The organism is Pseudomonas sp. TE12508 (assembly GCF_056279485.1).
Genome location: NZ_JBWCCN010000027.1, coordinates 47,516 through 69,125 on the forward strand (window position 1 = coordinate 47,516; position 21,610 = coordinate 69,125).

The following is a 21,610-nucleotide window of genomic DNA, read 5'->3' on the forward strand; positions in this document are numbered from 1 at the left end:
GATTCAAGCGCCGCTCTGAACCTGCTCAACGATCAGTTGGGCCAATACCCGTACCGGCTCGGTAAAACTTTGCCGAGGCCGATGGACGAGGCCGATATCACGATGGAAGGTGTGTTGCCCCAAGTCCAGCGCACGCACCCCGGCCGGCCAATCCTGATGGGTCGCCGTCTGCGGCACCAGCGCAACACCGACGCCATTTTCGACCAGCTTGATAATGGCCTCCAGTTCGTCCAGCTCGCACACTTCACGCAAGGTGAAATGCATCTGCCGCAAGAAACGATCGACCTGCCTGCCGCCGAACGATGACCGGTCGTAGCGAATGAAGGGTTGGCTGGAAAGCAGTGCCGACCAGTCTTCTCCGGGCACATCGCGCGGAACGATCAGCCGGTAGGGCTCAAGTGCCAGAGTCGTCCAGCGCAGATCGCTTTGCAGCGAGAAGGGCGGGCGAATGATCACCGCCATGTCGATCTCGCCGGCATCCACCAGGTTGACCAACTCCATCGACAGGCCCGGGATCACACGGGTTCGGCATTGCGGACATTGCTGGTGAAATCTGGCGAGCGCATCCGGCAAGAACGAACGCTGCACGGAAGCGATGGCGCCGATGTTCACCAGCACGCTGGCTGGCAGCCCAACCGTGGTGGACCCCAGATTGTCATAAAGGCGAAGCAGCTCCTGCGCCTGCAGAAGTATCTGATGCCCCATCCTGTTCAGGTGAGCCGAGCGGCCCTTGCGGTCGAAAATCTGGAAACCCAGTTCGGCCTCCAGACGCTGCATCTGGGCGCTCACGGCGGCCTGCGTCAGCCCGATCCTGTTGCCGGCAGCGGCAAAGGTGCCTTCCCGTGCGACGGCGATAAGTGTTTTCAGTTCTTTGATCATTCACAAATATTAATTGTGTTTCTAAGAAATATATATTGATTTTTTTGTTTGGTCTGCGGCTCTACGATTGGCTCCGTTCTCAAAAACAAAACCGATAAAAACACCTTGATTGGAGTTCCGATGAGCCTTTCTCCTTTTCACCTGGCGATCCCTGTTTATGACCTCGCGGCGGCACGCACCTTTTACGGTGAAGTGTTCGGGCTGCAAGAGGGTCGCTCCAGTACGCAGTGGGTCGACTTTGATTTCTACGGTCACCAACTGGTTATTCATGAGCACCCAAAGACTGCTTCCCAAGAGAGCGTGCACAGCAATCCGGTAGACGGGCACGACGTCCCCGTTCCGCACTTCGGCATCATCCTGGAGTGGCAGCAGTGGGAAGCCTTGGCTGAGCGCCTGAAGTCCTTTGGTACCGAGTTTGTGATTGAACCCTACATTCGATTCAAGGGGCAGGTCGGCGAACAAGCCACCATGTTCCTGTTCGATCCGTGTGGCAACGCACTTGAGTTCAAGGCGTTCAAGGATATGAGCCAGCTCTTCGCCAAGTAATAGAAGTAATGGCACAACGTTGTTGTGCCATTCGATTTCAAATGAGCTGGAAGCTCATGACTCTAGCAACTGCTACTTAACGCAGTCCTTTCATTCCAACAAGAAGGCTAGACATGAAACGTATCCCTTTGGTTTGGCAAATAGTTGCCGGGCTGTTGCTTGGCGTGCTCGTTGGTTGGTACTTCAATACACACCCGCAGTATCAAGGGTGGATCAGTTCTGAAATCCTCAAACCCCTTGGCGATATCTTCATCAAGATGATGAAGATGGTCGTGGTTCCCATTGTGTTCTGTTGCATGATTCTGGGGATTGCCGGCGGCGGTGATAACAAGTCTTTTGGGCGCATGGGCGTCAAGTCGCTGGGGTATTTCTTTGCGATTACCGGCCTGGCCATTGTGATGGGGCTGTGTTTCGCCAATATCTTCGAGCCCGGCACGGGCACTGATATTTCAGGCATTTCCCACAGCACCGCGTCGGTCAACATGGAGCCTTCGAAGGGCGCTCTCGTCATCCTGCAAAACATCGTTCCCGATAACGTTTTTGTCGCGATGTCGGAAGCGAAGTTGCTCTCGGTACTGTTCTTCGCCGTGTTGTTTGGCCTGGCATTGAACTCGCTCCCCAGAGAAAAAAGCGCACCGGTAGTGGCGGTGGTTCAAGGCATCTCTGATGCAATGTTCAAGGTCGTCAGTATTGTCATGGCTTATGCGCCGATCGGGGTATTCGGCATGATCGGCGCTACCGTGGCGACCTTCGGTTTTGCCTCACTCTTGCCTTTGCTCAAGTTGATCGGTGTGGTTTACCTGGCACTGATTGTCTTTGCGCTGGTGGTGCTGGGCGGTATTTGCTACCTGATTGGCGAGAATATTTTCAAACTCATCAAGTACTTCCGTGATGAGCTGATCCTGGCGTTCTCCAGCGCCGCCTCGGCGTCGGTCATGCCGCAGCTGATGAGCAAGCTGGAACACTATGGCGTGCCGCGCCGTATCGTCAGTTTCGTGGTGCCGGTGGGGTATGCATTCAACCTGGATGGCGCGTCGATCTTCCTCGGCGTGGCGACGATTTTTGTCGCGCAACTCTATGGGATCGACCTGTCGCTGTCCCAGCAGATACTGCTGGTGGTGACGATGGTGCTGACCTCCAAAGGGGCCGCCGGCGTTCCCGGCTTCGCCATCATCATCCTGTCCGCCACCTTGGCATCCGCCGGTCTTCCATTGGAAGGGGTCGCACTGATTGCCGGCATCTTCCGGATTATCGACAGCGGTACCACCACCCTGAACGTGCTGGGCAATGCGATTGCCCCCTTGGTCATCGCCAAGTGGGAAAAGGTCAGCATTGAGCCTTCAGGTGTAGCGCGGGTGGTGCAGAAAACCTAGCCATGAAGAGCCGTCGGCCAGCCCTGGGCGATGGCTTTGGTCTTTTATTCGAGGTAAAACATGACCGATAACAGCCTGAGAACCGATCTTTTTTCTGCGTACCGAATGGGCGCATTCGATCTCCCCAACCGTATTGTCATGGCGCCAGTCACCCGTAGCCGCATGGGTGAAGACGGTGTGCCTGACGAACTGCATGCCACTTACTACGCCCAGCGGGCCAGCGCCGGACTGCTTATCAGCGAGGCCACCAATATTTCCGCCCAGGGTCGCGGCTATGCCATGACCCCTGGTATCTGGACGCCAGAGCAGGTGGCTGGCTGGAAGAAGGTGACCGATGCCGTCCATGCCGCGGGGGGGCGAATCGTTTGCCAGCTGTGGCACGTGGGACGCTTCTCCCACGTAGACCTGCAACCGGATGGCGCACTTCCGGTGGCGCCATCGGCGATCAAAGCCCAAGGCACCACCTACACCGCCAACGGCGTGGTTGAAGTGTCCATGCCTCGCGCTCTGAAGACATCGGAGATCCCGGGCATCATCGAGCAGTACAAGCACGCAGCCGAATGTGCAAAACGCGCAGGCTTCGACGGCGTTGAAGTTCACTCTGCCAACAGCTATCTGCTAGACCAGTTCTTGCGCGATTCCACCAATCAGCGCACCGACCAATACGGCGGTTCCATCGAGAACCGGACTCGGTTGACCCTCGAAGTCACCGAAGCCGTGGTCGCGATCTGGGGCAGCGACCGGGTTGGCATCCGCCTCTCGCCGGTGACGCCGGACGCGGGCAATACACCGCCCGACAGCAACGTCATGGTCACCTACGGCTATCTGATCAAGCGACTGAACGCGTTCCAACTGGCTTATCTGCATATCGTCGAAGGGGCCACCGCCACATCTCGCGATGTACCGGAAGGCATTGACCTGGACGCGCTACGGGCGTTGTTCGACGGCCCGTACATTGGCAATAACGGTTATGACCTTGATCTAGCCGTTTCGCGGCGCGCGCAAGGCAAGGTCGATGCCGTCGCATTCGGCCGACCTTTTATCGCCAACCCGGATCTGGTCGAGCGTCTGCGCTTTGGCTTCGAGTTGGTCGTTGCACCCCGCGAGGCTTACTACGGCGGTGGGGCAGAGGGTTACACCGACTGGCCCACCACCGACGCTGGAGGTGAAGTGAATGTCTGATCAACGGAAAACTCCACTCGGCAAATCCCAGGCGCTGGTCAGTCCCATCGGGCTAGGCACCGTCGGCATGGCGGGCTTCAACAACTACGTCAACTATCGCCAGTTCGAAGAAGCCATCGGTGTGGCTTTCGAAGGAGGCATCCAACACTTCGACGCAGCGCCGTTTTATGGGCATGGCAAGGCCGAGTATTACTTGGGGCATGCGATCCGAGAGCTGGGAATTCGCCAACACGTAACGCTCAGCACCAAGGCTGGCCGGATTCTGAAGCCCGCCAATCGCTTCAGGGAAGTGAAAGGGCGATATGCAATTGATTGGGTCGAGCCGCTGCCTTTTGTGGCGGAGTACGACTACTCCTATGACGGCATCATGCGTTCGTTCGAAGACAGCCAGTTTCGCCTGGGGCAAGACTTCATCGACGTTCTGCTTTTGCATGATGTGGGCGAAGCCTGGCACGGCGATCAGGCCGCCATCTATTGGGATCAGCTCAATAAAAGCGGTGGCTACCGGGCGCTCGATGAGTTGCGCGCAGGCGGCTATATATCGGCCGTTGGCCTCGGCGTAAACGACACCGATTCGGTACTTCGCGCCTCGTCCGAGTTCGACATCGATTGTGCACTGATTGCCGGGCGCTACTCATTGCTCAATCACGCGCCGTTGGACGGTGCCTTTGACGAACTCCAAAAGCGCAATGTCTCGGTCATCGCGGCAGGTGTTTTCAACTCGGGAATTCTGGCGACAGGAACCAAAGCCGGCAACTTGACGTATGACTACAACACCGTCCCCGAGGACATCCTGACGCGCGTCAGGAGCATCGAAAAAGTGTGCGATGCGTTCAATGTCGAACTCGTGTCCGCCGCGATCGAGTTCGTCAAATTGCACCCCGCCGTCAGCACGGTGTTGCTCGGTGCGCAGAACGCAGAGGCCGTCAGCACGAATCTTCAAGCGGCGTCCAGATCAGCCCCCAAGGCCTTCTGGGAAATGTTGAAAGTGCGCGGCTTGATCCCCGAAAAAGCGCCGGTTGAATGATTGCAGGCCGGCGCCTTGCAACAGCGCATGAGTGCGAAAAAAACCAATCCCGTGTCAGTTACTTATCAGGAGTCATGCAATGAGCAGTCTTACTTACGTTCAGGAATACAACGCGATTGTCGAGGTGCTTAACCAGTACAACGAAGGTGGCGCGAAGGCCGATAGCGCACTGATGAAGCCCGCCTTCAACGAGCAGGCCACCATGTTTGGTGTCGATGGCGACAAGCTCGTCGGCGGCGCGATCCAGAATCTCTATGACGTCATCGACACCGCGTTCCGTCCATCCCCGGAAGCCAAAGCCGCCATCGTGCGCATCGACATCGTCGGCACGGCTGCCAGTGCGCGGGTCGATACCGACAACGTTTCCGGATTCCGCTTCACCGACTTCTTCAACCTGCTGAAGGTAGAGGGCAAGTGGACCATCGTCAGCAAGATCTACCACACCCATCCGAACGCCTGATCCCTCGTCTTCACTGAAAGGAGAGCACCATGTCAAAGAACATCAAGGCAGTACCGACCGCCGAGTACAACGCCGTCATTGCGGTTGCCAATCAGTACGTTGAAGGACTGCGGGCGGGCAGCACGGAAGGTGTCGCGAAGGCATTCCACCAAGACGCGGTGATGTATGGCTTCACTAATGGCCAACTGCTCGGCGGCCCGATCAAAAACCTGTTTGATTTCGTTCAGAAAAACGGCAGTGCCCCCGACATCACGACCCGTCTCGACGTACTGGCGATCACGCCGACGACCGCTGTTGTGCGTGTTGATATGGAGAAGGATGCGATCGGTGCCGACTACAACGATTACCTGACCCTGATCAAAATCGATGGTGCCTGGAAGGTCATCGCCAAGGTCTATCACCAGTTCGAAGGTTGAGCGTCCACCGGTCCCGGTGAGGCAGTGCCGGGACCGGAGTTCGTCCATCACCAAGGGGAGAAGCGACCGTGAGTGACGTTTTTATCATCGGCGCGGGCGGACTCGACCAGCGGTATTCGCAATGAAGTTGGTTTTGGTTGGCTCCACGGGGCTTGTAGGGCGAGAGGTGCTGAAACTGGCGCTCGCCGATCCACGTATCAGTCGTGTGGTAGCTCCGGTTCGCCGGGCACTTGTCGCTCATCCCAAGCTGCAGGCGCCTCTGGTCGATTTCGACATTTTGCCCGAAACGGTTGACTGGTGGCAGGCCGATGCCGTGATCTGCACCTTGGGCACAACGATGCGCAGTGCCGGTTCGAGAGACGCCTTTCGACGCGTCGATCTCGAGTACCCGATGCATGTGGCGCGCTTGGCCAAGCGGCATGGCACCTCAGCATATGTACTCAATTCGGCCATCGGGGCGAATCCGACTTCGCGTTTCTTCTACAACCGAGTGAAGGGCGAACTGGAGAAGCATCTGGCCGGGCTTGGCTTTCACTCACTCACCTATGTAAGACCCGGCGTCATCGGTGGGCAGCGGGACGAGTTGCGATTGGGTGAGTGTGCACTGGTTTGCGCACTTGGCCTGGCCGGACGGCTGTTGCCCGCTCGCTGGCGACTTAACCCCGCGTCGCGGATCGCCCGAGCGTTACTCGAGTCCGCCCTTGAGCGCGCGCCGGGCATTCATGTCATCTCCTCCGAACGCTGCATTTGAGTACAGGTTCGGTGGGGGTTTTCAAGCAGGTTTTTTCTAGGAGGAACACAAATGCCGATGGTTGAATTTTCCGCTGTTCTGGACAGTGACGCAGCGCACGCGTGGAGCGTGTTGAAGAAGTTTGGCGAGATTCAAAGGTGGCATCCGGCGATCGTCGAAAGCGGCATTGAGGACAACCAGCCTGATGGCATGGTGGGTTGCATTCGCAAACTCGTATTGGCCGATGGCGCGGTCGTCAGGGAGCGTTTGTTGTCAGTCGATGACCGCAATCTGACATTCTCATACCGCTTCGAAGAGGCGCCATTACCCTTGGATAATTACGTGGCCACCGTGAAACTGGCGCCCCTGACAGGCCAGTCCAAGGCGTTTATCAGTTGGTCCGCCAGCTTTGAGCTGCGCGAACCGAGTAGGGCAGAACAGTACCAGGAAGTTATTCGGGAGTTGATCGTCGAGGGGCATCACAGCCTCCAGACATTTCTGGGGCAGCGCTGAGCTGAACCAGACAGTGAAGAGCCTTTATTCCTGCACCTAGCGCATTACAATCTCACTGAATTTGACGGTCAGCGTCTCATCATTCCCATCCCGAAACGCCAGTTTGATCGCAGGCGTTTTGCTCAGCTTGCTGTTGCTCTGCTGAAAGATCAGCGTCACTCGGGTAGGTACGTTGCGAATCAGCTGAAAGCGTAGCCGGGCGCTGTCCTCGACCTGGCCCACCCGGATCGACTCGAACTCGAGCGGACCGCCGGACTCGTCAAACAGCCGGGTGCCGTCATCGAAGCGAAAGCTGCGGTCCACGTTCAGGTTGGTCAGTTCAAACGTACAGGTGGGCAAACGGCCGATATTTTCGCAGCCCTCCAATTCGATGCGTACGTTATCCAGCACTTCCATGCGCTTGCCGAGCAGGTTGTTGCCTTCGTTTAAGGTCAGGGGCCTGATTGTGGCGGGGTGCCATTATCCAGTAATGGCGCTGTGGGTAAAGGCGCGCGGTACGGCTGCACTGGAATAAACATCGAATTTTTGCTTAAGTCCACTGACACACCTGTGCGGTGATTGAATCCCAAGGCGCTTCAACCGGAGAATCCCATGACCCCTCGATTCCCGCGTTTCGCCGCATTGCTCGCCATCCTCCTGGTCGGCGCCTTGCCTTGCGCCCACGCCGTCGAATACACCCAGGTGAACACCACCGCCAGCAAGATCTCGTTCACCTATAACCAGTTCGGCTCCAGGGCGTATGGCACCTTCGGCAAGTTCGACGCCACGCTCGATTTCGACACGGCGAACCCCACCGCGGCCCACGCCAAGATGACCATCGACCTTGCCAGCATCGACGCCGGGGGCAGCGATGCCAACAGCGAGCTGCAAAAGCCTGCCTGGTTCAACACGGCGGAGTATCCGGTGGCGACCTTTGAATCGACCGGGGTGAAAGCACTGGGCGACCATCGCTACTTGATCACCGGCAACCTCACGCTCAGGGGCATGACGCGTGAGTTGCAGGTGAAGGTGCTGCTGAAGCCGGAGAAGGCCATTGGCATCTTCGATGGCGACATCATTGTGAAACGCAGGGACTTCAAGATCGGCGAAGGGGAGTGGGCGGACAATGTTGTCTCCAACGACATCAACATCCGCTTCCGCATCGTCGCGCCCGAGCGTTGATTTTCCTGCGAGGGCTCGATCTGTGACAATAGCGGGCTTAACCCGGAGTCTAAAACGCAATGCCCCAGCTCACCCACTTTGCCACCCCATGCCCAGAGCCCATCAACAGCCAGATTCTGCAGATGGTCGTCGACAACCTGACCGACATCAGCATGGTGGGCATCGCGCCGAGCAACCCGTTGTACAACGTCTATCAATACGCGGTGGGCTACGAGGTTCATCTCTACCTCGAAGCGCTCAGTGGTGCCAAAGGCATTGCGGTCGAACTGATCGTCGCCACGGATGATGAAGACCCTGAGCAGGTCATCGGCTTTCTGCTGTACCTGCCGGTCAAGGACGACCCCGAGGCGTGCGGCGTGGCGTACATGGCGGTGCAGGCCAGCCAGCGGCGGCGGGGCGTTGCCCGGGCGATGCTGCAAGACATGCTCGATCGCTACCCGCATGCCGAACTGACCTGCACCGTCGCCAAGGTGCCCTGGTTCGAATCGATGGGCTTCCAGGTGCTGGGCGTGCGTGGCACTCAGGTGCTGATGAACACCCGTGATCACGGCACCGAAGGCTTGATGGGCTTACTGGATGTCACATCTATCTACAGTTCTCTGGAGGTGCGGCAGATACATACGTACCTGCTGCACAAACACGGCAAGCGGGCGATGATCGATGCAGAGAAGCAACGCGACAGGCATCTTGACCAAATGACGCGCAACGCCAAGGCGTTTGTGCTGGATCGTTTGAGCAAAGACGCCGGGCGCGGGTCTCGTCCCGACTAGACTGTTGAGTCCTTTCGGGCGCGCAGGCTGGCCGAGGCGTGATATTCTGTCGCATTAACTTGGTTTGACTTATTCGGTTCGTACGTCCACAGACGTCCGACAGAATCAATGTCGCTCAAGTAACTGAGCCAATAATGATAAAAAGTCAGTGCACGAGGGACATATAACTGAGGTCGATGGAGACACGTCGGCCTTGTGTGCCCACCTTCAAATCCTTGTAAGTGTAGGAACCCACGGCACGCTGCCTGCGTACCCGTACTCTTGGGTTGCTCATGTTGAGGATTGAGGGCGGATGGCGTTTATCATAGGTGCTACAGATGTTTAAGAAACTGAACACGGCCCTGCTGGGGCTGGCTTTGTCGATGGGGATCACGTCCGCCTACGCGGAAGAGGCAAAGAAAGTCGATGTGCTGCTCATTGGCGGCGGCATCATGAGTGCAACGCTGGGTGTCTGGCTCAATGAGCTGGAACCTGGTCTGTCGATGGAAATGGTCGAGCGCCTCGACGGCGTCGCCCAGGAAAGCTCCAACGGCTGGAACAACGCCGGTACCGGTCACTCCGCCCTGGCTGAGTTGAACTACACCCCGGAAGACGACAAAGGCAACGTCCAGATCCCGAAAGCCGTTGAAATCAACGAAGCCTTCCAGATCTCCCGTCAGTTCTGGGCCTGGCAAGTTCAGCAAGGCGTGCTGAAGAACCCGCGTTCATTCATCAACTCCACTCCGCACATGAGCTTTGTGTGGGGCGATGACAACATCAAGTTCCTGAAGAAGCGCTACGAAGCCCTGCAAGCGAGCCCGCTGTTCGCCGGCATGCAGTACTCCGAAGACCCGGCTGTCATCAAGAAGTGGGTTCCGCTGATGATGGAAGGGCGTGACCCGAACCAGAAAGTCGCGGCCACCTGGAGCCCGATCGGTACCGACGTCAACTTCGGCGAGATCACCCGCCAGTTCGTCGCGCACCTGCAAACCACGCCGAAATTCGACTTGAAACTGTCTAGCGAAGTGCAAGACATCACCAAGAACGAAGACGGCACCTGGCGCGTCAGCTACAAAAACCTGAAAGACGGCACCAAAACCGAAACCGACGCCAAGTTCGTCTTCATCGGCGCGGGCGGCGGTGCACTGCACCTGCTGCAGAAATCCGGCATTCCTGAAGCCAAGGAATACGCAGGCTTCCCGGTTGGCGGCTCGTTCCTCGTGACCGAAAACCCGACCCTGGCCGAACAACACCTGGCCAAGGCCTACGGCAAAGCTTCCGTTGGCGCACCGCCAATGTCGGTTCCGCACCTGGACACCCGTGTCCTGGACGGCAAGCGCGTCATCCTGTTTGGCCCATTCGCGACCTTCAGCACCAAGTTCCTCAAAGAAGGCTCGTACCTGGACCTGCTGACCACCACGACCACGCACAACGTGTGGCCAATGACCAAGGTCGGCATCAAGGAATACCCGCTGGTCGAGTACCTTGCAGGCCAACTGATGCTGTCTGACGAAGACCGCCTCAACGCCCTGAAAGAATACTTCCCGAACGCCAAAGCCGAAGACTGGCGCCTGTGGCAAGCCGGCCAACGCGTGCAAATCATCAAGCGTGATGAAGCCGCTGGTGGCGTGCTGAAGTTGGGTACCGAAATCGTTGCTTCCGCTGACGGCACCATCGCCGGCCTGCTGGGCGCATCGCCAGGCGCATCGACTGCCGCACCGATCATGCTGACCGTGCTGCAGAAAGTGTTCAAGGACAAGGTTGCCTCGCCTGCCTGGCAAGAAAAGCTGCATCAGATCGTGCCTAGCTATGGCACTCAGCTGAACAATAGCCCTGCGAAAGTGGCTGAAGAGTGGGCTTACACCTCCAAGGTGCTGGAGCTGACTCCGCCGCCGGCGATTGGTCAGGTGGCGGCTCCGGCTGCTGCTCCGGCTGCTCCTGCCAAGGCGCCGAAGGCTAATGCTGCGACGGATATGGCTTTGTAAGTAGAAGCGTAATCGGAAAGCCCACTGGATCGGTGACGGTCAGTGGGCTTTTTTGTGTTTGGAATTCGATCTTGCAGATTACGAAATGCCAAGGCTGAGGTAAGCGTACGGGTGGCACGCGACCTCTATTCATTCAGTTACCCAATTTAGCTCATGACTTAGGCCCGCCACGGTGGAAGAGCCCCTTCGAAAAGTGAAAAGGCTCGATGCAGGAAACTGTTGAAGCGAGCGGCATCACGCCGCAGCCCTGCCTGTTGACCACCAATCAGGCACAGATGGGCCACCTGACCAATCACTTCTGCTTCGCCTGGCATATGGACCAAGCGGCGGCACGTCCGTATCGCGAAGTCCAGTCGTCTTGTATCAACACGCTGCTGAAACTCGCTTACCAACGGATCGTGCAGCGACCAGGCCCGGATGGAAACTTCCCGCCCAGGTTGTTTCTCAGCGGCAATACTCAAGTAGCGTTTCAAGGTTTCGCCCGCGCTACGACCCTGCGCCGCATATGCGAGCATGCGCTCCGTGTAGTCTTCCTCCCAAGCGGCCAGCAAGGTGCGGACAAAGTCTTCGCGATTGCGGAAATGGTGATAGAACGATCCGCGGGTCACATTCAATCGGCGCGATAGACTCTCGGCCGAAACGCCAATATGCCCAATTTGGTCGAGGGCCTCAAAACCAGCCGCGATCCAATGGTTACGAGTTAGTTTTCTCACCAGTTATTTCGCTCCATATTTAGCGCCATACAGACTGTGTATGGTGCGCAACCGATTGATACGCTGCGAACACCAGCAAAGATGGCCGTTGCGTTTTGCACGCCAGCACTTTTCATGGAGCTCGCCTTGAAGAAAATCGTTCTGGTTGCTTTCGACCAATTCACTGATATCGACCTATTCCTGATGTGGGACATTTTAGGCCGCAACACTGAGGACTGGCACGTCCGAATATTGGGTTCCAGCTGTATCGTGCGATCGGCGCATGGCCTGCCTGTTTCGGTACACGGTCCGCTTTCCGAGGCCAATAGTGCCGACGCGGTATTGTTCGTCAGCGGCAAGGAAGGGATACCCGCTGCACTTACCGCCCCAGATTTCCTGCCGTCGTTTGAACTTGACTCCAGACGCCAGCGAATCGGCTCCATATGCGCCGGAGCGTTCATTCTCGAACGGCTTGGTCTGCTCAACGGCCGGGCAACTACACACCCGGATGCACGATCGAGCTTGCAAGCTCTGGGACTTGAGCCCATGGACCAGCCTCTTGTGTGCCAGGGGAACGTTGCAACCGCTGGCGGATGCCTTTCGGCGCTCTATCTGGTGGGATGGTTGGTTGAATCCTGGTTCGATGTCGACAAGCGCCGTGCGACGTTGCTCCCTGTTCTGCCAGCTGGGCAGCAAGAGCTCTATGATGCCTTGATCGGGCTCAGTATCCGACAAGGAGAAGTTGGCGCCTCAAGTCGGTAACCGTCACTTCTAAGCCAGACAAGCACTTACAGGGCGACCAGGAACGTTATACGACAAACCATCGCAACAAGAAACGCGACATAGCATGTCGTCTAATTAGTAGTTAGAACTCAAGAGAAATCCCCGATGCCCCAAGAATTTGAGCTCATTATGTCCGTGCCAGTCCCCTCGAGGTCTGGCATCACCCACCTTTACAAGTCGATGAACCTGGCGGACGCTTTTGCGATTCGGCTCCCTGCGGGCACATCTGGCAATCCAGATTTGCTAGCTCGATTCATCCTTTCCCACCAGCCATCCTGGATCGGATGGCTCATGAAAGTCCGAGACACTATCGTTGCCTGTTTTGGTCTCAAGACAGCCAAACATTTGGCAACACTTGCTAATCGGATTGGAATCTTCAAGGTCTACAGCACGAACCAGACTGAAATCGTGTTGGGAGAGGACGACAAGCACCTCGACTTCCGGATATCGATCCTATGTTCTGGAGAGGCAGAGCCAGAAGGCAGTCGCCAACTGGTTTTTTCAACCGTGGTCCAGTGTCACAACCGTCTAGGTCGGGCCTACATCTTCGTTATTGCCCCATTTCACCGCTTGGTTGTTAAGGCCAGTCTCCTCCGTGCAGCGCGCGTCGGTTGGCCCGAAGACTCAGCAAAAACTGGCTTCAATTCCGGTATGGAGTAACCGGCGATTTGCTCTTCCTGGCTGCGCCTTACGAAGGTTTTGATGTGATTGTAAATGCTCATTCCCTGGCGTCTGATATCGCGCTGGTTGTTGAGCTGATATCAGTTGAGATCTATTTGTTGTCGCTTTATGTTATTCGTTTTCATGGATGATTCTGACTTATGGCACGCGTGGGCTTGATACTGACACCCGGTTTTGCGGACTGGGAATACGCTTTCATTGCAGGAACCGCATCCCCGTTTTACGGGATCGACGTCAGGTTTTTTGCCTCTGCTACGGGGCAGTTCCGCTCGCAGGGGGGATTGGCTGTTACTGTGGATAGCAGCTTGCAACAATGCCTGGACTGGAAGCCGGACGTTGTTGCCGTCATCGGTGGAATGATCTGGGAGCGTGCAGATGCACCGGATATTCGGGACTTTCTGCTTGCGAGTCGTTCAAGTGGAGCGACAATTGCCGGTATCTGTGGGGGAACGCTGGCACTTGCGAGAGCCGGGCTTCTCGACTCGGTTTCTCATACCTCGAACAGCGCTGACTTCTTACAACAGAATGCCGCCGGTTATGAAGGCGCCGCGCTTTATCGAAGCAGTCAAGTAGCTGTGGTTGCCGACCGCATCATAACTGCTCCAGGCCCTGCGCCCGTAAGCTTTACCTGCGCGGTGTTCGAAGCTGCCGGACTATCTTCAGAGAGCGTTTCGCAGTTCAGGTCATTGTTGGCAGCGGAACACGGGTAACCGGTTGTTTCAATTGAAGAGTGGCATGAACCATTTCTCGTTACTGCTCAAGCATCAAGCTGCGCCAAATGATCATCGGCTTTTCTAGAGGTGCGACTTCCGGTTGCAACTGCTCCTGTGTGGGCCTGTTGTGCGGTGGTTGCTCCTCTGGTTCAGGTGCTGGAGTCTGATACTCGGTGGCATGCACGTTATCTACTGACATTTTTTGTAGTGCGCTTATTTGATTGTTATGGTGACTTTGCCTTTTGATCTGCCCTGCTCGACGTACCGCAACGCCTCTGCAGTCGATTCAAAAGGGAAGGAACGATCGATGACCGGTTTGATGACGCCAGCCTCGATAAGCGAGGTGATTTTTTGCAGTTGTACCCCGTTGGCACGCATAAACAAAAATGTATAGCTCACCCCGTGCTTGCGGGCTTTTCTGCGAATACCGCTGCTCAGCAGGCGCATGACTTGCCCCAGCACCCAGGACAAGCCTTGCTCTTGGGCAAATTGGGCGGTCGGCGGCCCCGAAAGGGAAATGAGCTGTCCGCCGGGCTTGAGAACCTTGACCGATTTCTCCAGTACATCGGCACCGAGGCTGTTCAACACCACGTCGAAATCGCGCAACTCGTTTGCAAAATCCTGCTGTTTGTAATCGATGACCACATCCGCCCCGAGTGCTTTCACCCATTCGACATTTGCCGTGCTGGTGGTGGTCGCAACGAAGGCGCCGAGGTGTTTGGCGAGCTGGATGGCAAACGTGCCGACACCGCCGGATCCGGCATGAATCAACACCTTCTGGCCTTTTTTCACCTGGGCGGTCTCAACCAGCGCCTGCCAGGCCGTCAAGGCGGCCAAGGGGACGGACGCCGCTTCGGCCATATCGAGATTCGAGGGTTTCAGCGCGAGCGCGTTTTCGTTCACGGCGATCAGTTCAGCAAACGTCCCGATCCGTGCCTCGGGAGGACGTGCATAGACTTCATCTCCTGGCTTGAATCGCTTCACCGCCGAACCCGTGCGCACGACCACTCCGGCCAGGTCATTGCCCAATACCAATGGGAATGCATAGGGCAGGATCAGTTTGAATTCCCCGGTTCTGATCTTCGAGTCCAACGGGTTCACGCTCGTTGCATGCACCTGGATCAGAACGTCATGCACACCGACCGCAGGGTCGGGCACTTCGCCAATCATTCCGTTCTGCTTGCCGTAGCGGTCGATAAAAAATGCCTTCATGTTGCAGCTGCTCTTGTCGGTGGAATGAGAATGGGGCGCGGCCCCGACAACGTTGATGCGATTAGACGTGCAGGCTGTCAGGCGTCGAGGAACGCCAAAGCGTTGGCCACGAAATCGGTATGGTGCTGGAAAATGCTGCCGTGCCCGGCGTCCTGGTAAATGATCAGTTGCGCGTTGGGGATTCGCTTCGCCAGCTCAATCGAGTTCACGGTGGGCACCATGATGTCGTTGTCCCCGTTGGCTATCAGCGTCGGCATACGCAGGCGACCGAGTTCTTGCGGCGCCTGCTTGCCCCACGCAGTAATGGCTTTTAACTGCCGTAAAAGCGCGCGGGGTGTCGGGCCTTTGTCCCGGTCTTGCTGGCGTTCTTTCAATCTTTGCAAATACTCGGACGCGGCACGTTGGCCGTTGGCCGTGGTGGTAAAGAACAGGTAGAACTTGGGGTCTCGCAGCGTCAGCAAACCTTTGATCATCAATGGCCAGGTCACCGAACCGACGCTGTCGATGCCTGTGCCACCGGCCGGTCCTGTTCCGGTGAGGATCAATCTGCGCACTCGTTCGGGTGCTTTCATGGCGATGTCTTGAGCGACGAAGCCGCCGAGTGAAAAGCCGAGCAGGTCAACCTTGTCAAAACCTAGCGCGCGAATCAGGCCGATTGCATCGTCAGCCATCTCACCGACGGTCAATGGCGCGGCGCCGCCCGAGCCACCGATACCGCGGTAATCAGTAGTGATGACACGCCGGTTTTTTGCCAGACCGTCGATGATCCTGGGGTCAAAGTTATCCAGCACTGCCCCCCAATGGTTGAACATGACCAGCGGAACCTCCGTCCTGGGTCCCAGGTCACGATAGGCGAAGGGGATCCCGCCAATCAGAACCAACTGGTTCGCCGCGTTGATAAATGACGACTGCGAACCCGGGTGATTGCTTGTAGCCATAAGGGTCATGTTTACTCCGTCCGATTGCGGGGCGAGGCCGACCTGCTCGACATGGGTCAGGCTTGAGTCAAATAGCGTGGCGCCACGGCGGACTGCCTGATCTGCGACAAAAGCCCCTGACGCGCGGTTTGCAGGGCATCCCAGCGCTCGCCTTCTTGCAACGGAGGAATGGTCACCGGTTCGCGACGGTCGAAGCCGACCAGTGCGGCATCGACCAGATCACCCACTTCCATGATTTCGCTCAAGGTGTTGATGTCGATACCGGCGCGGTCCCAAATCTCCGTGCGGGTGGCGGCGGGCAGTACGGCTTGCACATAAACACCCTGAGGCGAAAGTTCCAGGCTCAGGCCTTGGGACAGGAACAGCACAAACGCCTTGGTCGCCCCATAGACCGACATACCGAACTCAGGTGCCAGACCCACCACCGAACCGATGTTGATGATGGCGCCTTCACCTGCTTTGGCCAGGCGTGGCGCGATGGCGCTGGCGAGCCGCACCAGCGCGGTGGTGTTGAGGGCCACCAGTTGCGCAACGCTGTCGGTGCTTTGCTCGATGAAGGTGCCTGACTGTGCGGCGCCGGCATTGTTGACGAGGATGCCGATGCGCCCGTCATCTCGCAGGCGCGCTTCGACGGTGTGCAGGTCGCTGAGTTGAGTCAGGTCGGCCTGAAGCACTTCAATGGCGACGTTGTGTTCGCCACGCAACTTTGCGGCGAGCGTTTCCAGGCGCGAGTGGTCGCGGGCGACCAACACCAGATCATGCCCGCGCTGGGCGAAACGCTCGGCGTAAACCGCGCCGATGCCGGTGGAAGCGCCAGTGATGAGAACGGTAGGGTGAGTAGTCATGATGTCAGCTCTTTTTTCGGGAACATGAATGGAGATGGATGCACGATCAAAATCAGGCCCGATCAGCTTGTGCCTGGTTCGCGGCAGCGCTTGATTCGGCAAGCGTCGGGTAGTCGATGTATCCCGCCGCACCGCCGCCGTAGAGCGTGGCGGGGTCAAAGGCGGACAGTGGCGCACCGTTCTTGAGCCGCTCCACCAGATCAGGGTTGCCGATAAAAGGGCGGCCAAAGGCGATCAGGTCAGCCTTGTCATGCGTAAGGCGTGCCGTGGCCAGGTCCAGGTCATAGCCGTTGTTGGCGATGTAGGTGTTCTTGAAGCGCTGGCGCAAGGCGTCGAAATCAAAGGGCGCCACGTCGCGTGGCCCACCGGTCGCACCTTCGACTACGTGCAGATAAACGATGTCCAGAGCATTGAGTTGGTCGACGATGTAATCGAATTGAGCCTGTGGATCACTGCTCGATACACCATTGGCCGGCGAGACAGGCGAAAGGCGAATGCCTGTGCGATCAGCACCAATCTCGGCGGCCACCGCGGCGGTCACTTCCAGCAGCAGGCGCGCACGGTTTGCGATCGAGCCGCCGTAGGCATCAGTACGCAGGTTGGCGCCGTCCTTGATGAACTGATCCAGCAAATAGCCGTTTGCACCGTGGATTTCCACGCCGTCGAAGCCGGCCGCAATGGCGTTTGCCGCCGCTTGGCGGAAATCGTTGACGATGCCCGGCAGTTCGTCAGTCTCCAGCGCTCGCGGCTCGGAAACGTCCTCAAAGCGATTGTTGACGAACACCTTGGTCGCGGGACGAAGCGCGGAAGGGGCTACCGGCGCCGCGCCTTGCTGTTGCAGATCCACGTGGGAAACACGGCCCACATGCCACAGCTGCAGGAAAATTCTCCCGCCCTTGGCGTGTACGGCATCGGTCACCTTGCGCCATCCCTCTATCTGCGACTGCGTGTAAATGCCCGGGGTGTCCTGATAGCCCTGTCCCTGCTGCGAGATCTGCGAGGCTTCGGAAATCAGCAAGCCCGCGCTGGCCCGCTGGCTGTAATAGGCAGCAGCAAACTCACTCGGCACAAAGCCTTTGCCTGCGCGATTGCGCGTCAGTGGAGCGAGAACCACGCGGTTCGACAGCGTCAGGGCGCCAAGCGTGTAAGGGGTAAACAGATTCTGATCGCTCATGGTGTGTGTTCCGTGCCCGTTGGTGAATTTCATATGGCTGGCATTTAGGATGATGATCGAAATCTAAACTGTCAACAATTTTGATTATGGTCAACATCTATGTATCATCAGCCGATGAATTTCCAGCGGTAGCGAGGTATCGAACATGCGAGTGTCCAAGGCCCAGGCCCAGGCAAATCGGGAGCACATCGTCGAAACGGCCTCAGTCGTGTTTCGCGAGCGCGGTTTCGACGGTGTCGGCGTGGCCGACCTGATGGCCGCCGCCGGTTTCACCCATGGCGGTTTCTATAAACATTTCGGTTCGAAGGCTGACCTGATGGCCGAAGCCTCGGCCAACAGTCTTGCGCAGTCACTGGCCAGCACCGAAGCATTGAGCGTGAAGGATTTCATCGATGTGTATGTGTCCAGGGATCATCGCGACGGGCGCGCCACGGGTTGCACCATGGCGGCGTTGTGCGGCGACGCGGCGCGTCAGTCCGGCGATTTGAAGTCGGCATTCGCTGAAGGCATCGAGCGCATGTTGCAAACGCTCGGCGAAAAATACCCGACCGGGCCGGATGCGGCGCCGGGTGAGGCGAGGGTGAAAATGATCGACCTGCTGGCGCGCGCGGTCGGCGCGATCATGTTATCGCGCGCCTGTCCTGACGACTCGGCGCTGGCCGATGAAATTCTGGCGGTGTGTCACGCGCAAATGACCGCATCATTATCTATTCAATCGTAGATTCAGTCGTAGAGGGGATAAATGGATGTTGCACAAAGCGCGCTGACTCGCTTCGTCGTTGGACGACACGCACGAATGACCGTTTTGGCCGATTGCTGCCCATCGCACAGGCAGCAATCGGCCAAAAGCTGCCTGCTGGAACCGGCTGAAATCGACCCGACGCAGTCTTCGCTAACGATTGAACTCACAGGCCTGAACAGCCGTTCGGGCAAGTCCGGCGGCATGATGGTCAGCCCGAAAATATGTACTTGCCTTTGATTTTCCTGGGGGTGACGAAGACGAAGTCTGGAAAGATTTTTCCTCGGACGTACCAAACAAAAGCCAAGATAACGATACTTATAGCTAATGCGATAGTGGTTGTTGCCGGACTCGATGTAAACCCCTCAAGCGATCTTGGGAATTGGAGAAGCGCAAGGAGTATGTACGCGTTGTAGGCGCCGACGCGATGGTTGTAGAAGCCCCATACCAAAAACAAGGGAATCAAGATCATTGAAACACCCATAACCCATTTGGCCGTTGGCCCCATCCTGGCGCCGATATCCAATCCCAGAAAGAATGCAATCAAAGCCTGGACGAGCATTATCGTGATGAAAATATTGACCTTGCGATCGTGCTCGTCACAACGAATTGGATCTGCATACGAAGCTATAAAGTAGGCAAGATGACTGTCTTTTACACCCCGCCCGGAGAGTTGTGAAAACACTTCCGACTTTGCAGTGCCGGCGGCGAGTAGCTCGCGAACTTTTTTCTGAACTTCTCTCTTGCTCAAAGTTGAATGTGAAATGCTTTCTCTTTGCGTTAACTTGACAGATTTCTTAGCAGGAAACACCAGGACAGCTACAGCCCCGATAAAGGCTAGCGTGCCCAAGAAAACGCCGAGGTAAAAACCCCCACCTAGTGAGTAAGTACCTGGCTTCACTCTACCCGGCTTTGCTGGGTCGACAAGAATTTCGATCACTTTTCCTTCCCTGAATGTTGCAACTGATCTTTCAACCGACTCCAGGCTGGTTCTGCAGGGCCGCTGCGATATTTCGAGCGGATAAGTGTATTGCTGTCCGTTCAACTCAAAGGTCACGTTAACCAGAGGGCAATAGGTCATACCCTTACTGCGCATCTCCTCAGAAATGGAGACAGTGGCGACAGTGGCATTCAACTTCTGCCAAGTCTTCGTCTCGTCCACCTCCTTGTACGAGGAAAGAGACACGAGAAGACAGAGCAAGCCAAAGGAAAATAAAACAACGAACAGGGCTGTCCTTAGCAAGAGCAAGAAGGTCTTCATAAGGCTCCTTGGCCAACGTGAAATGGAGGTCAGTTGGGATATGACACCTTGGCGGCAAGTCCCCCTGCGCGCGGTGTAATGATGCACTGAGGTTAGTCCGTAGATACTCAAATGCAATGCAACTTCCCGCGCTTCCGCTCCTGGCCGGTTTCTGCCGGTTCCCAGCGGCAGCTTTGGGTCCAGGCTGTGTGAAAATGCATTCACCTTTTTGAAGTCTGCGTTGCTACGTAAAATCTGCGAATGCTTGGTTAATCAGCAGACCTGAAATTTGCGTAGGAGAGCGACTTTCGCTTCGGTTCTGACCGTCAAACCGACTCCAAGACGTTTTCACACAGCCTGGGTCGGTTGCTGCCCTTCGCGACAGGCAGCAATCGGCCAAATGCAGACGTTCGCCGTTGGCTCCTTACACCCCGAAAGGGGGACATTCCACCAGGAATCAAACCTTATTTTTGCCCAATGAATCGGCCCATTTATTGGCGAATCTATACAGAGGGAAGAACGACTCCGAAAGCTCCATACCCAGTGGAGTGAGCCCGTAACCGCCCTCGTTTGACTCGATGAAACCTGCCCCACGAAGTTCGTTGACCCTACTTTGCAAGACAGTGGGCGAGATATCGCCACACACGCTTCGCAGTGCACGGGAACTGAGTGAACCGTGCTGAAGCTCCCAAAGGATCCTCAACGCCCATTTCTGTCCGAGCACATCCAAAAGCGCCATGATTGGGCGACGCCCACTCATCATTTGCAATCCCAAGCTTTGATCATCATTCATGCATATGGCCCTTGCTCGCTACAGATAATGTAGCAAATACTAGCGCTACACATTTGATAGCAAAGGGTACATCATGGCTCGAATCAAAACACTCGAAAAACCCTACACGGAAGGCCTCCAGGCGACGTTCGACAAAATAATGGGAGAGGGCGTCCCACCACTGTTGTTGTTCACCACCATCGCCACCAGCGAAAGGGCATGGCGGAAGTTCACGGCTGGTTCACTGCTGGATGGAAACCTGCTGACGCTTCGTCAGCGGGAGCTAATCATCAATAGGGTCTGCGCACTTACCGGATGCGAATATGAGTGGGGTGTGCACGTTATGGCTTTCGCAGAGCGGGCCGGATTGACGAGAGACGATATCGGCCACACCTTGGATTATCCGCTCCGGGCGGAGCACTGGACGGAGGAAGAGGCGGTGCTGCTGGCTACTATTGATGCCCTGCACAATCGCGCTACCTTGACTGAAGCGGAATTTCAGGCCACTCGACGATACCTCGATGACGATCAAATCCTTGAACTGCTGATGCTGGCGGGCTTCTATCGAACGGTATCGTATATCGCCAATAGCCTGACCCTTGCCCTTGAACCAAACGCGGCGAGATTCCGTGATTTTCGGCATGAAGCAGCGCAATCGTCTTAGGCTGACGACTCGCTTTCTGGCCGTGAGCTGCCCCCGGAAAGGGCAGCTTCACGCCCTGAGGAAGTCAGTCAACCTAAATCGAGGTTCTTCAGGAGCGGTGAACCGCGCTTCCTCAAGGCATTCAAATAGGTGGTTT

General features: G+C 56.8%; 25 protein-coding genes. 16 read left to right on the forward strand and 9 right to left on the reverse strand.

The window, feature by feature from the left end:
- Positions 1–3: 3 nt before the first annotated feature.
- A complete protein-coding gene (locus ACZ9IM_RS28570) occupies positions 4–879 on the reverse strand; it encodes a LysR family transcriptional regulator (RefSeq protein ID WP_476225679.1) in 876 nt (291 codons plus the stop codon).
- Positions 880–999: 120 nt separating this feature from the next.
- On the opposite strand from ACZ9IM_RS28570, the gene ACZ9IM_RS28575 reads away from it, so the two are divergent.
- From ACZ9IM_RS28575 to ACZ9IM_RS28610, 8 genes are all read left to right on the forward strand, one after another.
- Complete coding sequence (locus tag ACZ9IM_RS28575; protein ID WP_008013629.1) at positions 1,000–1,425, forward strand: VOC family protein; 426 nt, start codon at positions 1,000–1,002, stop codon at positions 1,423–1,425.
- A gap of 113 nt (positions 1,426–1,538) precedes the next feature.
- The gene (locus tag ACZ9IM_RS28580; protein WP_476225680.1) at positions 1,539–2,798 is read left to right on the forward strand and encodes a cation:dicarboxylate symporter family transporter; all 1,260 of its coding nucleotides are present in this window, start codon (positions 1,539–1,541) and stop codon (positions 2,796–2,798) included.
- A gap of 60 nt (positions 2,799–2,858) precedes the next feature.
- Positions 2,859–3,980, forward strand: coding sequence for an alkene reductase (locus ACZ9IM_RS28585; RefSeq protein ID WP_476225681.1), 1,122 nt, complete (start codon positions 2,859–2,861; stop codon positions 3,978–3,980).
- Positions 3,973–5,007 carry an aldo/keto reductase gene (locus tag ACZ9IM_RS28590; protein ID WP_476225682.1) on the forward strand — a complete coding sequence of 345 codons (1,035 nt, stop codon included), beginning with the start codon at positions 3,973–3,975 and terminating at the stop codon, positions 5,005–5,007. The genes ACZ9IM_RS28585 and ACZ9IM_RS28590 overlap by 8 nt, the downstream gene beginning before the upstream one ends.
- 79 nt (positions 5,008–5,086) lie before the next feature.
- Positions 5,087–5,467 carry a nuclear transport factor 2 family protein gene (locus tag ACZ9IM_RS28595; RefSeq protein ID WP_429547236.1) on the forward strand — a complete coding sequence of 127 codons (381 nt, stop codon included), beginning with the start codon at positions 5,087–5,089 and terminating at the stop codon, positions 5,465–5,467.
- 29 nt (positions 5,468–5,496) lie between these two features.
- Positions 5,497–5,883 carry a nuclear transport factor 2 family protein gene (locus ACZ9IM_RS28600; RefSeq protein WP_454186995.1) on the forward strand — a complete coding sequence of 129 codons (387 nt, stop codon included), beginning with the start codon at positions 5,497–5,499 and terminating at the stop codon, positions 5,881–5,883.
- A gap of 121 nt (positions 5,884–6,004) precedes the next feature.
- On the forward strand, positions 6,005–6,634 hold the full coding sequence (locus ACZ9IM_RS28605) for a Rossmann-fold NAD(P)-binding domain-containing protein (protein WP_476225683.1): 630 nt from the start codon (positions 6,005–6,007) through the stop codon (positions 6,632–6,634).
- Positions 6,635–6,685: 51 nt separating this feature from the next.
- The gene (locus ACZ9IM_RS28610; RefSeq protein WP_008013643.1) at positions 6,686–7,126 is read left to right on the forward strand and encodes an SRPBCC family protein; all 441 of its coding nucleotides are present in this window, start codon (positions 6,686–6,688) and stop codon (positions 7,124–7,126) included.
- A 36-nt stretch (positions 7,127–7,162) separates the two neighbouring features.
- On the opposite strand, the gene ACZ9IM_RS28615 is transcribed toward ACZ9IM_RS28610, so the two are convergent.
- Positions 7,163–7,522 carry a hypothetical protein gene (locus ACZ9IM_RS28615; protein ID WP_476225684.1) on the reverse strand — a complete coding sequence of 120 codons (360 nt, stop codon included), beginning with the start codon at positions 7,520–7,522 and terminating at the stop codon, positions 7,163–7,165.
- Positions 7,523–7,717: 195 nt separating this feature from the next.
- Between ACZ9IM_RS28615 and ACZ9IM_RS28620 the strand changes: the two genes are divergently transcribed.
- The 3 genes from ACZ9IM_RS28620 (at position 7,718) to mqo (ending at position 11,021) form a co-directional block, all read left to right on the forward strand.
- On the forward strand, positions 7,718–8,287 hold the full coding sequence (locus ACZ9IM_RS28620; RefSeq protein WP_476225685.1) for a YceI family protein: 570 nt from the start codon (positions 7,718–7,720) through the stop codon (positions 8,285–8,287).
- 59 nt (positions 8,288–8,346) lie between these two features.
- The gene (locus ACZ9IM_RS28625) at positions 8,347–9,057 is read left to right on the forward strand and encodes a GNAT family N-acetyltransferase (protein WP_476225686.1); all 711 of its coding nucleotides are present in this window, start codon (positions 8,347–8,349) and stop codon (positions 9,055–9,057) included.
- Positions 9,058–9,374: 317 nt separating this feature from the next.
- The gene (gene mqo, locus ACZ9IM_RS28630) at positions 9,375–11,021 is read left to right on the forward strand and encodes a malate dehydrogenase (quinone) (RefSeq protein ID WP_476225687.1); all 1,647 of its coding nucleotides are present in this window, start codon (positions 9,375–9,377) and stop codon (positions 11,019–11,021) included.
- A 158-nt stretch (positions 11,022–11,179) separates the two neighbouring features.
- Here the strand turns inward: mqo and ACZ9IM_RS28635 are convergent, their stop codons facing one another.
- The gene (locus ACZ9IM_RS28635; RefSeq protein WP_476225688.1) at positions 11,180–11,734 is read right to left on the reverse strand and encodes a TetR/AcrR family transcriptional regulator; all 555 of its coding nucleotides are present in this window, start codon (positions 11,732–11,734) and stop codon (positions 11,180–11,182) included.
- 126 nt (positions 11,735–11,860) lie between these two features.
- Between ACZ9IM_RS28635 and ACZ9IM_RS28640 the strand changes: the two genes are divergently transcribed.
- The 3 genes from ACZ9IM_RS28640 to ACZ9IM_RS28650 all read left to right on the forward strand — a co-directional run bounded on the left by ACZ9IM_RS28640 (position 11,861) and on the right by ACZ9IM_RS28650 (position 13,887).
- Positions 11,861–12,475: a DJ-1/PfpI family protein gene (locus ACZ9IM_RS28640; protein ID WP_476225689.1), complete on the forward strand. Its 615-nt coding sequence runs from the start codon at positions 11,861–11,863 to the stop codon at positions 12,473–12,475.
- Positions 12,476–12,601: 126 nt separating this feature from the next.
- Positions 12,602–13,156, forward strand: a complete 555-nt coding sequence (locus ACZ9IM_RS28645; RefSeq protein ID WP_476225690.1) for a DUF2867 domain-containing protein — start codon at positions 12,602–12,604, stop codon at positions 13,154–13,156.
- A 161-nt stretch (positions 13,157–13,317) separates the two neighbouring features.
- The gene (locus tag ACZ9IM_RS28650) at positions 13,318–13,887 is read left to right on the forward strand and encodes a DJ-1/PfpI family protein (protein ID WP_476225691.1); all 570 of its coding nucleotides are present in this window, start codon (positions 13,318–13,320) and stop codon (positions 13,885–13,887) included.
- Positions 13,888–14,103: 216 nt separating this feature from the next.
- Here the strand turns inward: ACZ9IM_RS28650 and ACZ9IM_RS28655 are convergent, their stop codons facing one another.
- The 4 genes from ACZ9IM_RS28655 to ACZ9IM_RS28670 all read right to left on the reverse strand — a co-directional run bounded on the left by ACZ9IM_RS28655 (position 14,104) and on the right by ACZ9IM_RS28670 (position 18,059).
- On the reverse strand, positions 14,104–15,102 hold the full coding sequence (locus tag ACZ9IM_RS28655; RefSeq protein ID WP_476225692.1) for an NADP-dependent oxidoreductase: 999 nt from the start codon (positions 15,100–15,102) through the stop codon (positions 14,104–14,106).
- A 77-nt stretch (positions 15,103–15,179) separates the two neighbouring features.
- The gene (locus ACZ9IM_RS28660; protein ID WP_476225693.1) at positions 15,180–16,049 is read right to left on the reverse strand and encodes an alpha/beta fold hydrolase; all 870 of its coding nucleotides are present in this window, start codon (positions 16,047–16,049) and stop codon (positions 15,180–15,182) included.
- Between the two features lie 47 nt (positions 16,050–16,096).
- Positions 16,097–16,885, reverse strand: coding sequence for an SDR family NAD(P)-dependent oxidoreductase (locus tag ACZ9IM_RS28665; RefSeq protein WP_476225694.1), 789 nt, complete (start codon positions 16,883–16,885; stop codon positions 16,097–16,099).
- 52 nt (positions 16,886–16,937) lie between these two features.
- Positions 16,938–18,059, reverse strand: a complete 1,122-nt coding sequence (locus ACZ9IM_RS28670; protein WP_476225695.1) for an alkene reductase — start codon at positions 18,057–18,059, stop codon at positions 16,938–16,940.
- A gap of 145 nt (positions 18,060–18,204) precedes the next feature.
- Here ACZ9IM_RS28670 and ACZ9IM_RS28675 point away from each other — a divergent pair, with 145 nt between their 5' ends.
- On the forward strand, positions 18,205–18,780 hold the full coding sequence (locus ACZ9IM_RS28675) for a TetR/AcrR family transcriptional regulator (protein ID WP_427622760.1): 576 nt from the start codon (positions 18,205–18,207) through the stop codon (positions 18,778–18,780).
- A gap of 229 nt (positions 18,781–19,009) precedes the next feature.
- Here ACZ9IM_RS28675 and ACZ9IM_RS28680 read toward each other — a convergent pair whose 3' ends face one another.
- Positions 19,010–20,059, reverse strand: a complete 1,050-nt coding sequence (locus ACZ9IM_RS28680) for a DUF3592 domain-containing protein (RefSeq protein ID WP_476225696.1) — start codon at positions 20,057–20,059, stop codon at positions 19,010–19,012.
- Positions 20,060–20,495: 436 nt separating this feature from the next.
- A complete protein-coding gene (locus ACZ9IM_RS28685) occupies positions 20,496–20,831 on the reverse strand; it encodes a winged helix-turn-helix transcriptional regulator (protein WP_063343850.1) in 336 nt (111 codons plus the stop codon).
- Positions 20,832–20,904: 73 nt separating this feature from the next.
- On the opposite strand from ACZ9IM_RS28685, the gene ACZ9IM_RS28690 reads away from it, so the two are divergent.
- On the forward strand, positions 20,905–21,474 hold the full coding sequence (locus ACZ9IM_RS28690) for a carboxymuconolactone decarboxylase family protein (protein WP_008013255.1): 570 nt from the start codon (positions 20,905–20,907) through the stop codon (positions 21,472–21,474).
- Positions 21,475–21,610 lie beyond the last annotated feature (136 nt).

Excerpts from the sequence above, each read along its gene's own strand:
- ACZ9IM_RS28570 (WP_476225679.1), bottom strand. The coding sequence starts at position 879 with ATGATCAAAGAACTGAAAACACTTATCGCCGTCGCACGGGAAGGCACC.
- ACZ9IM_RS28575 (WP_008013629.1), top strand. The coding sequence starts at position 1,000 with ATGAGCCTTTCTCCTTTTCACCTGGCGATCCCTGTTTATGACCTCGCG.
- ACZ9IM_RS28580 (WP_476225680.1), top strand. The coding sequence starts at position 1,539 with ATGAAACGTATCCCTTTGGTTTGGCAAATAGTTGCCGGGCTGTTGCTT.
- ACZ9IM_RS28585 (WP_476225681.1), top strand. The coding sequence starts at position 2,859 with ATGACCGATAACAGCCTGAGAACCGATCTTTTTTCTGCGTACCGAATG.
- ACZ9IM_RS28590 (WP_476225682.1), top strand. The coding sequence starts at position 3,973 with ATGTCTGATCAACGGAAAACTCCACTCGGCAAATCCCAGGCGCTGGTC.
- ACZ9IM_RS28595 (WP_429547236.1), top strand. The coding sequence starts at position 5,087 with ATGAGCAGTCTTACTTACGTTCAGGAATACAACGCGATTGTCGAGGTG.
- ACZ9IM_RS28600 (WP_454186995.1), top strand. The coding sequence starts at position 5,497 with ATGTCAAAGAACATCAAGGCAGTACCGACCGCCGAGTACAACGCCGTC.
- ACZ9IM_RS28605 (WP_476225683.1), top strand. The coding sequence starts at position 6,005 with ATGAAGTTGGTTTTGGTTGGCTCCACGGGGCTTGTAGGGCGAGAGGTG.
- ACZ9IM_RS28610 (WP_008013643.1), top strand. The coding sequence starts at position 6,686 with ATGCCGATGGTTGAATTTTCCGCTGTTCTGGACAGTGACGCAGCGCAC.
- ACZ9IM_RS28615 (WP_476225684.1), bottom strand. The coding sequence starts at position 7,522 with ATGGAAGTGCTGGATAACGTACGCATCGAATTGGAGGGCTGCGAAAAT.
- ACZ9IM_RS28620 (WP_476225685.1), top strand. The coding sequence starts at position 7,718 with ATGACCCCTCGATTCCCGCGTTTCGCCGCATTGCTCGCCATCCTCCTG.
- ACZ9IM_RS28625 (WP_476225686.1), top strand. The coding sequence starts at position 8,347 with ATGCCCCAGCTCACCCACTTTGCCACCCCATGCCCAGAGCCCATCAAC.
- mqo (WP_476225687.1), top strand. The coding sequence starts at position 9,375 with ATGTTTAAGAAACTGAACACGGCCCTGCTGGGGCTGGCTTTGTCGATG.
- ACZ9IM_RS28645 (WP_476225690.1), top strand. The coding sequence starts at position 12,602 with ATGCCCCAAGAATTTGAGCTCATTATGTCCGTGCCAGTCCCCTCGAGG.
- ACZ9IM_RS28650 (WP_476225691.1), top strand. The coding sequence starts at position 13,318 with ATGGCACGCGTGGGCTTGATACTGACACCCGGTTTTGCGGACTGGGAA.
- ACZ9IM_RS28655 (WP_476225692.1), bottom strand. The coding sequence starts at position 15,102 with ATGAAGGCATTTTTTATCGACCGCTACGGCAAGCAGAACGGAATGATT.
- ACZ9IM_RS28660 (WP_476225693.1), bottom strand. The coding sequence starts at position 16,049 with ATGACCCTTATGGCTACAAGCAATCACCCGGGTTCGCAGTCGTCATTT.
- ACZ9IM_RS28665 (WP_476225694.1), bottom strand. The coding sequence starts at position 16,885 with ATGACTACTCACCCTACCGTTCTCATCACTGGCGCTTCCACCGGCATC.
- ACZ9IM_RS28670 (WP_476225695.1), bottom strand. The coding sequence starts at position 18,059 with ATGAGCGATCAGAATCTGTTTACCCCTTACACGCTTGGCGCCCTGACG.
- ACZ9IM_RS28675 (WP_427622760.1), top strand. The coding sequence starts at position 18,205 with ATGCGAGTGTCCAAGGCCCAGGCCCAGGCAAATCGGGAGCACATCGTC.
- ACZ9IM_RS28680 (WP_476225696.1), bottom strand. The coding sequence starts at position 20,059 with ATGAAGACCTTCTTGCTCTTGCTAAGGACAGCCCTGTTCGTTGTTTTA.
- ACZ9IM_RS28685 (WP_063343850.1), bottom strand. The coding sequence starts at position 20,831 with ATGAATGATGATCAAAGCTTGGGATTGCAAATGATGAGTGGGCGTCGC.
- ACZ9IM_RS28690 (WP_008013255.1), top strand. The coding sequence starts at position 20,905 with ATGGCTCGAATCAAAACACTCGAAAAACCCTACACGGAAGGCCTCCAG.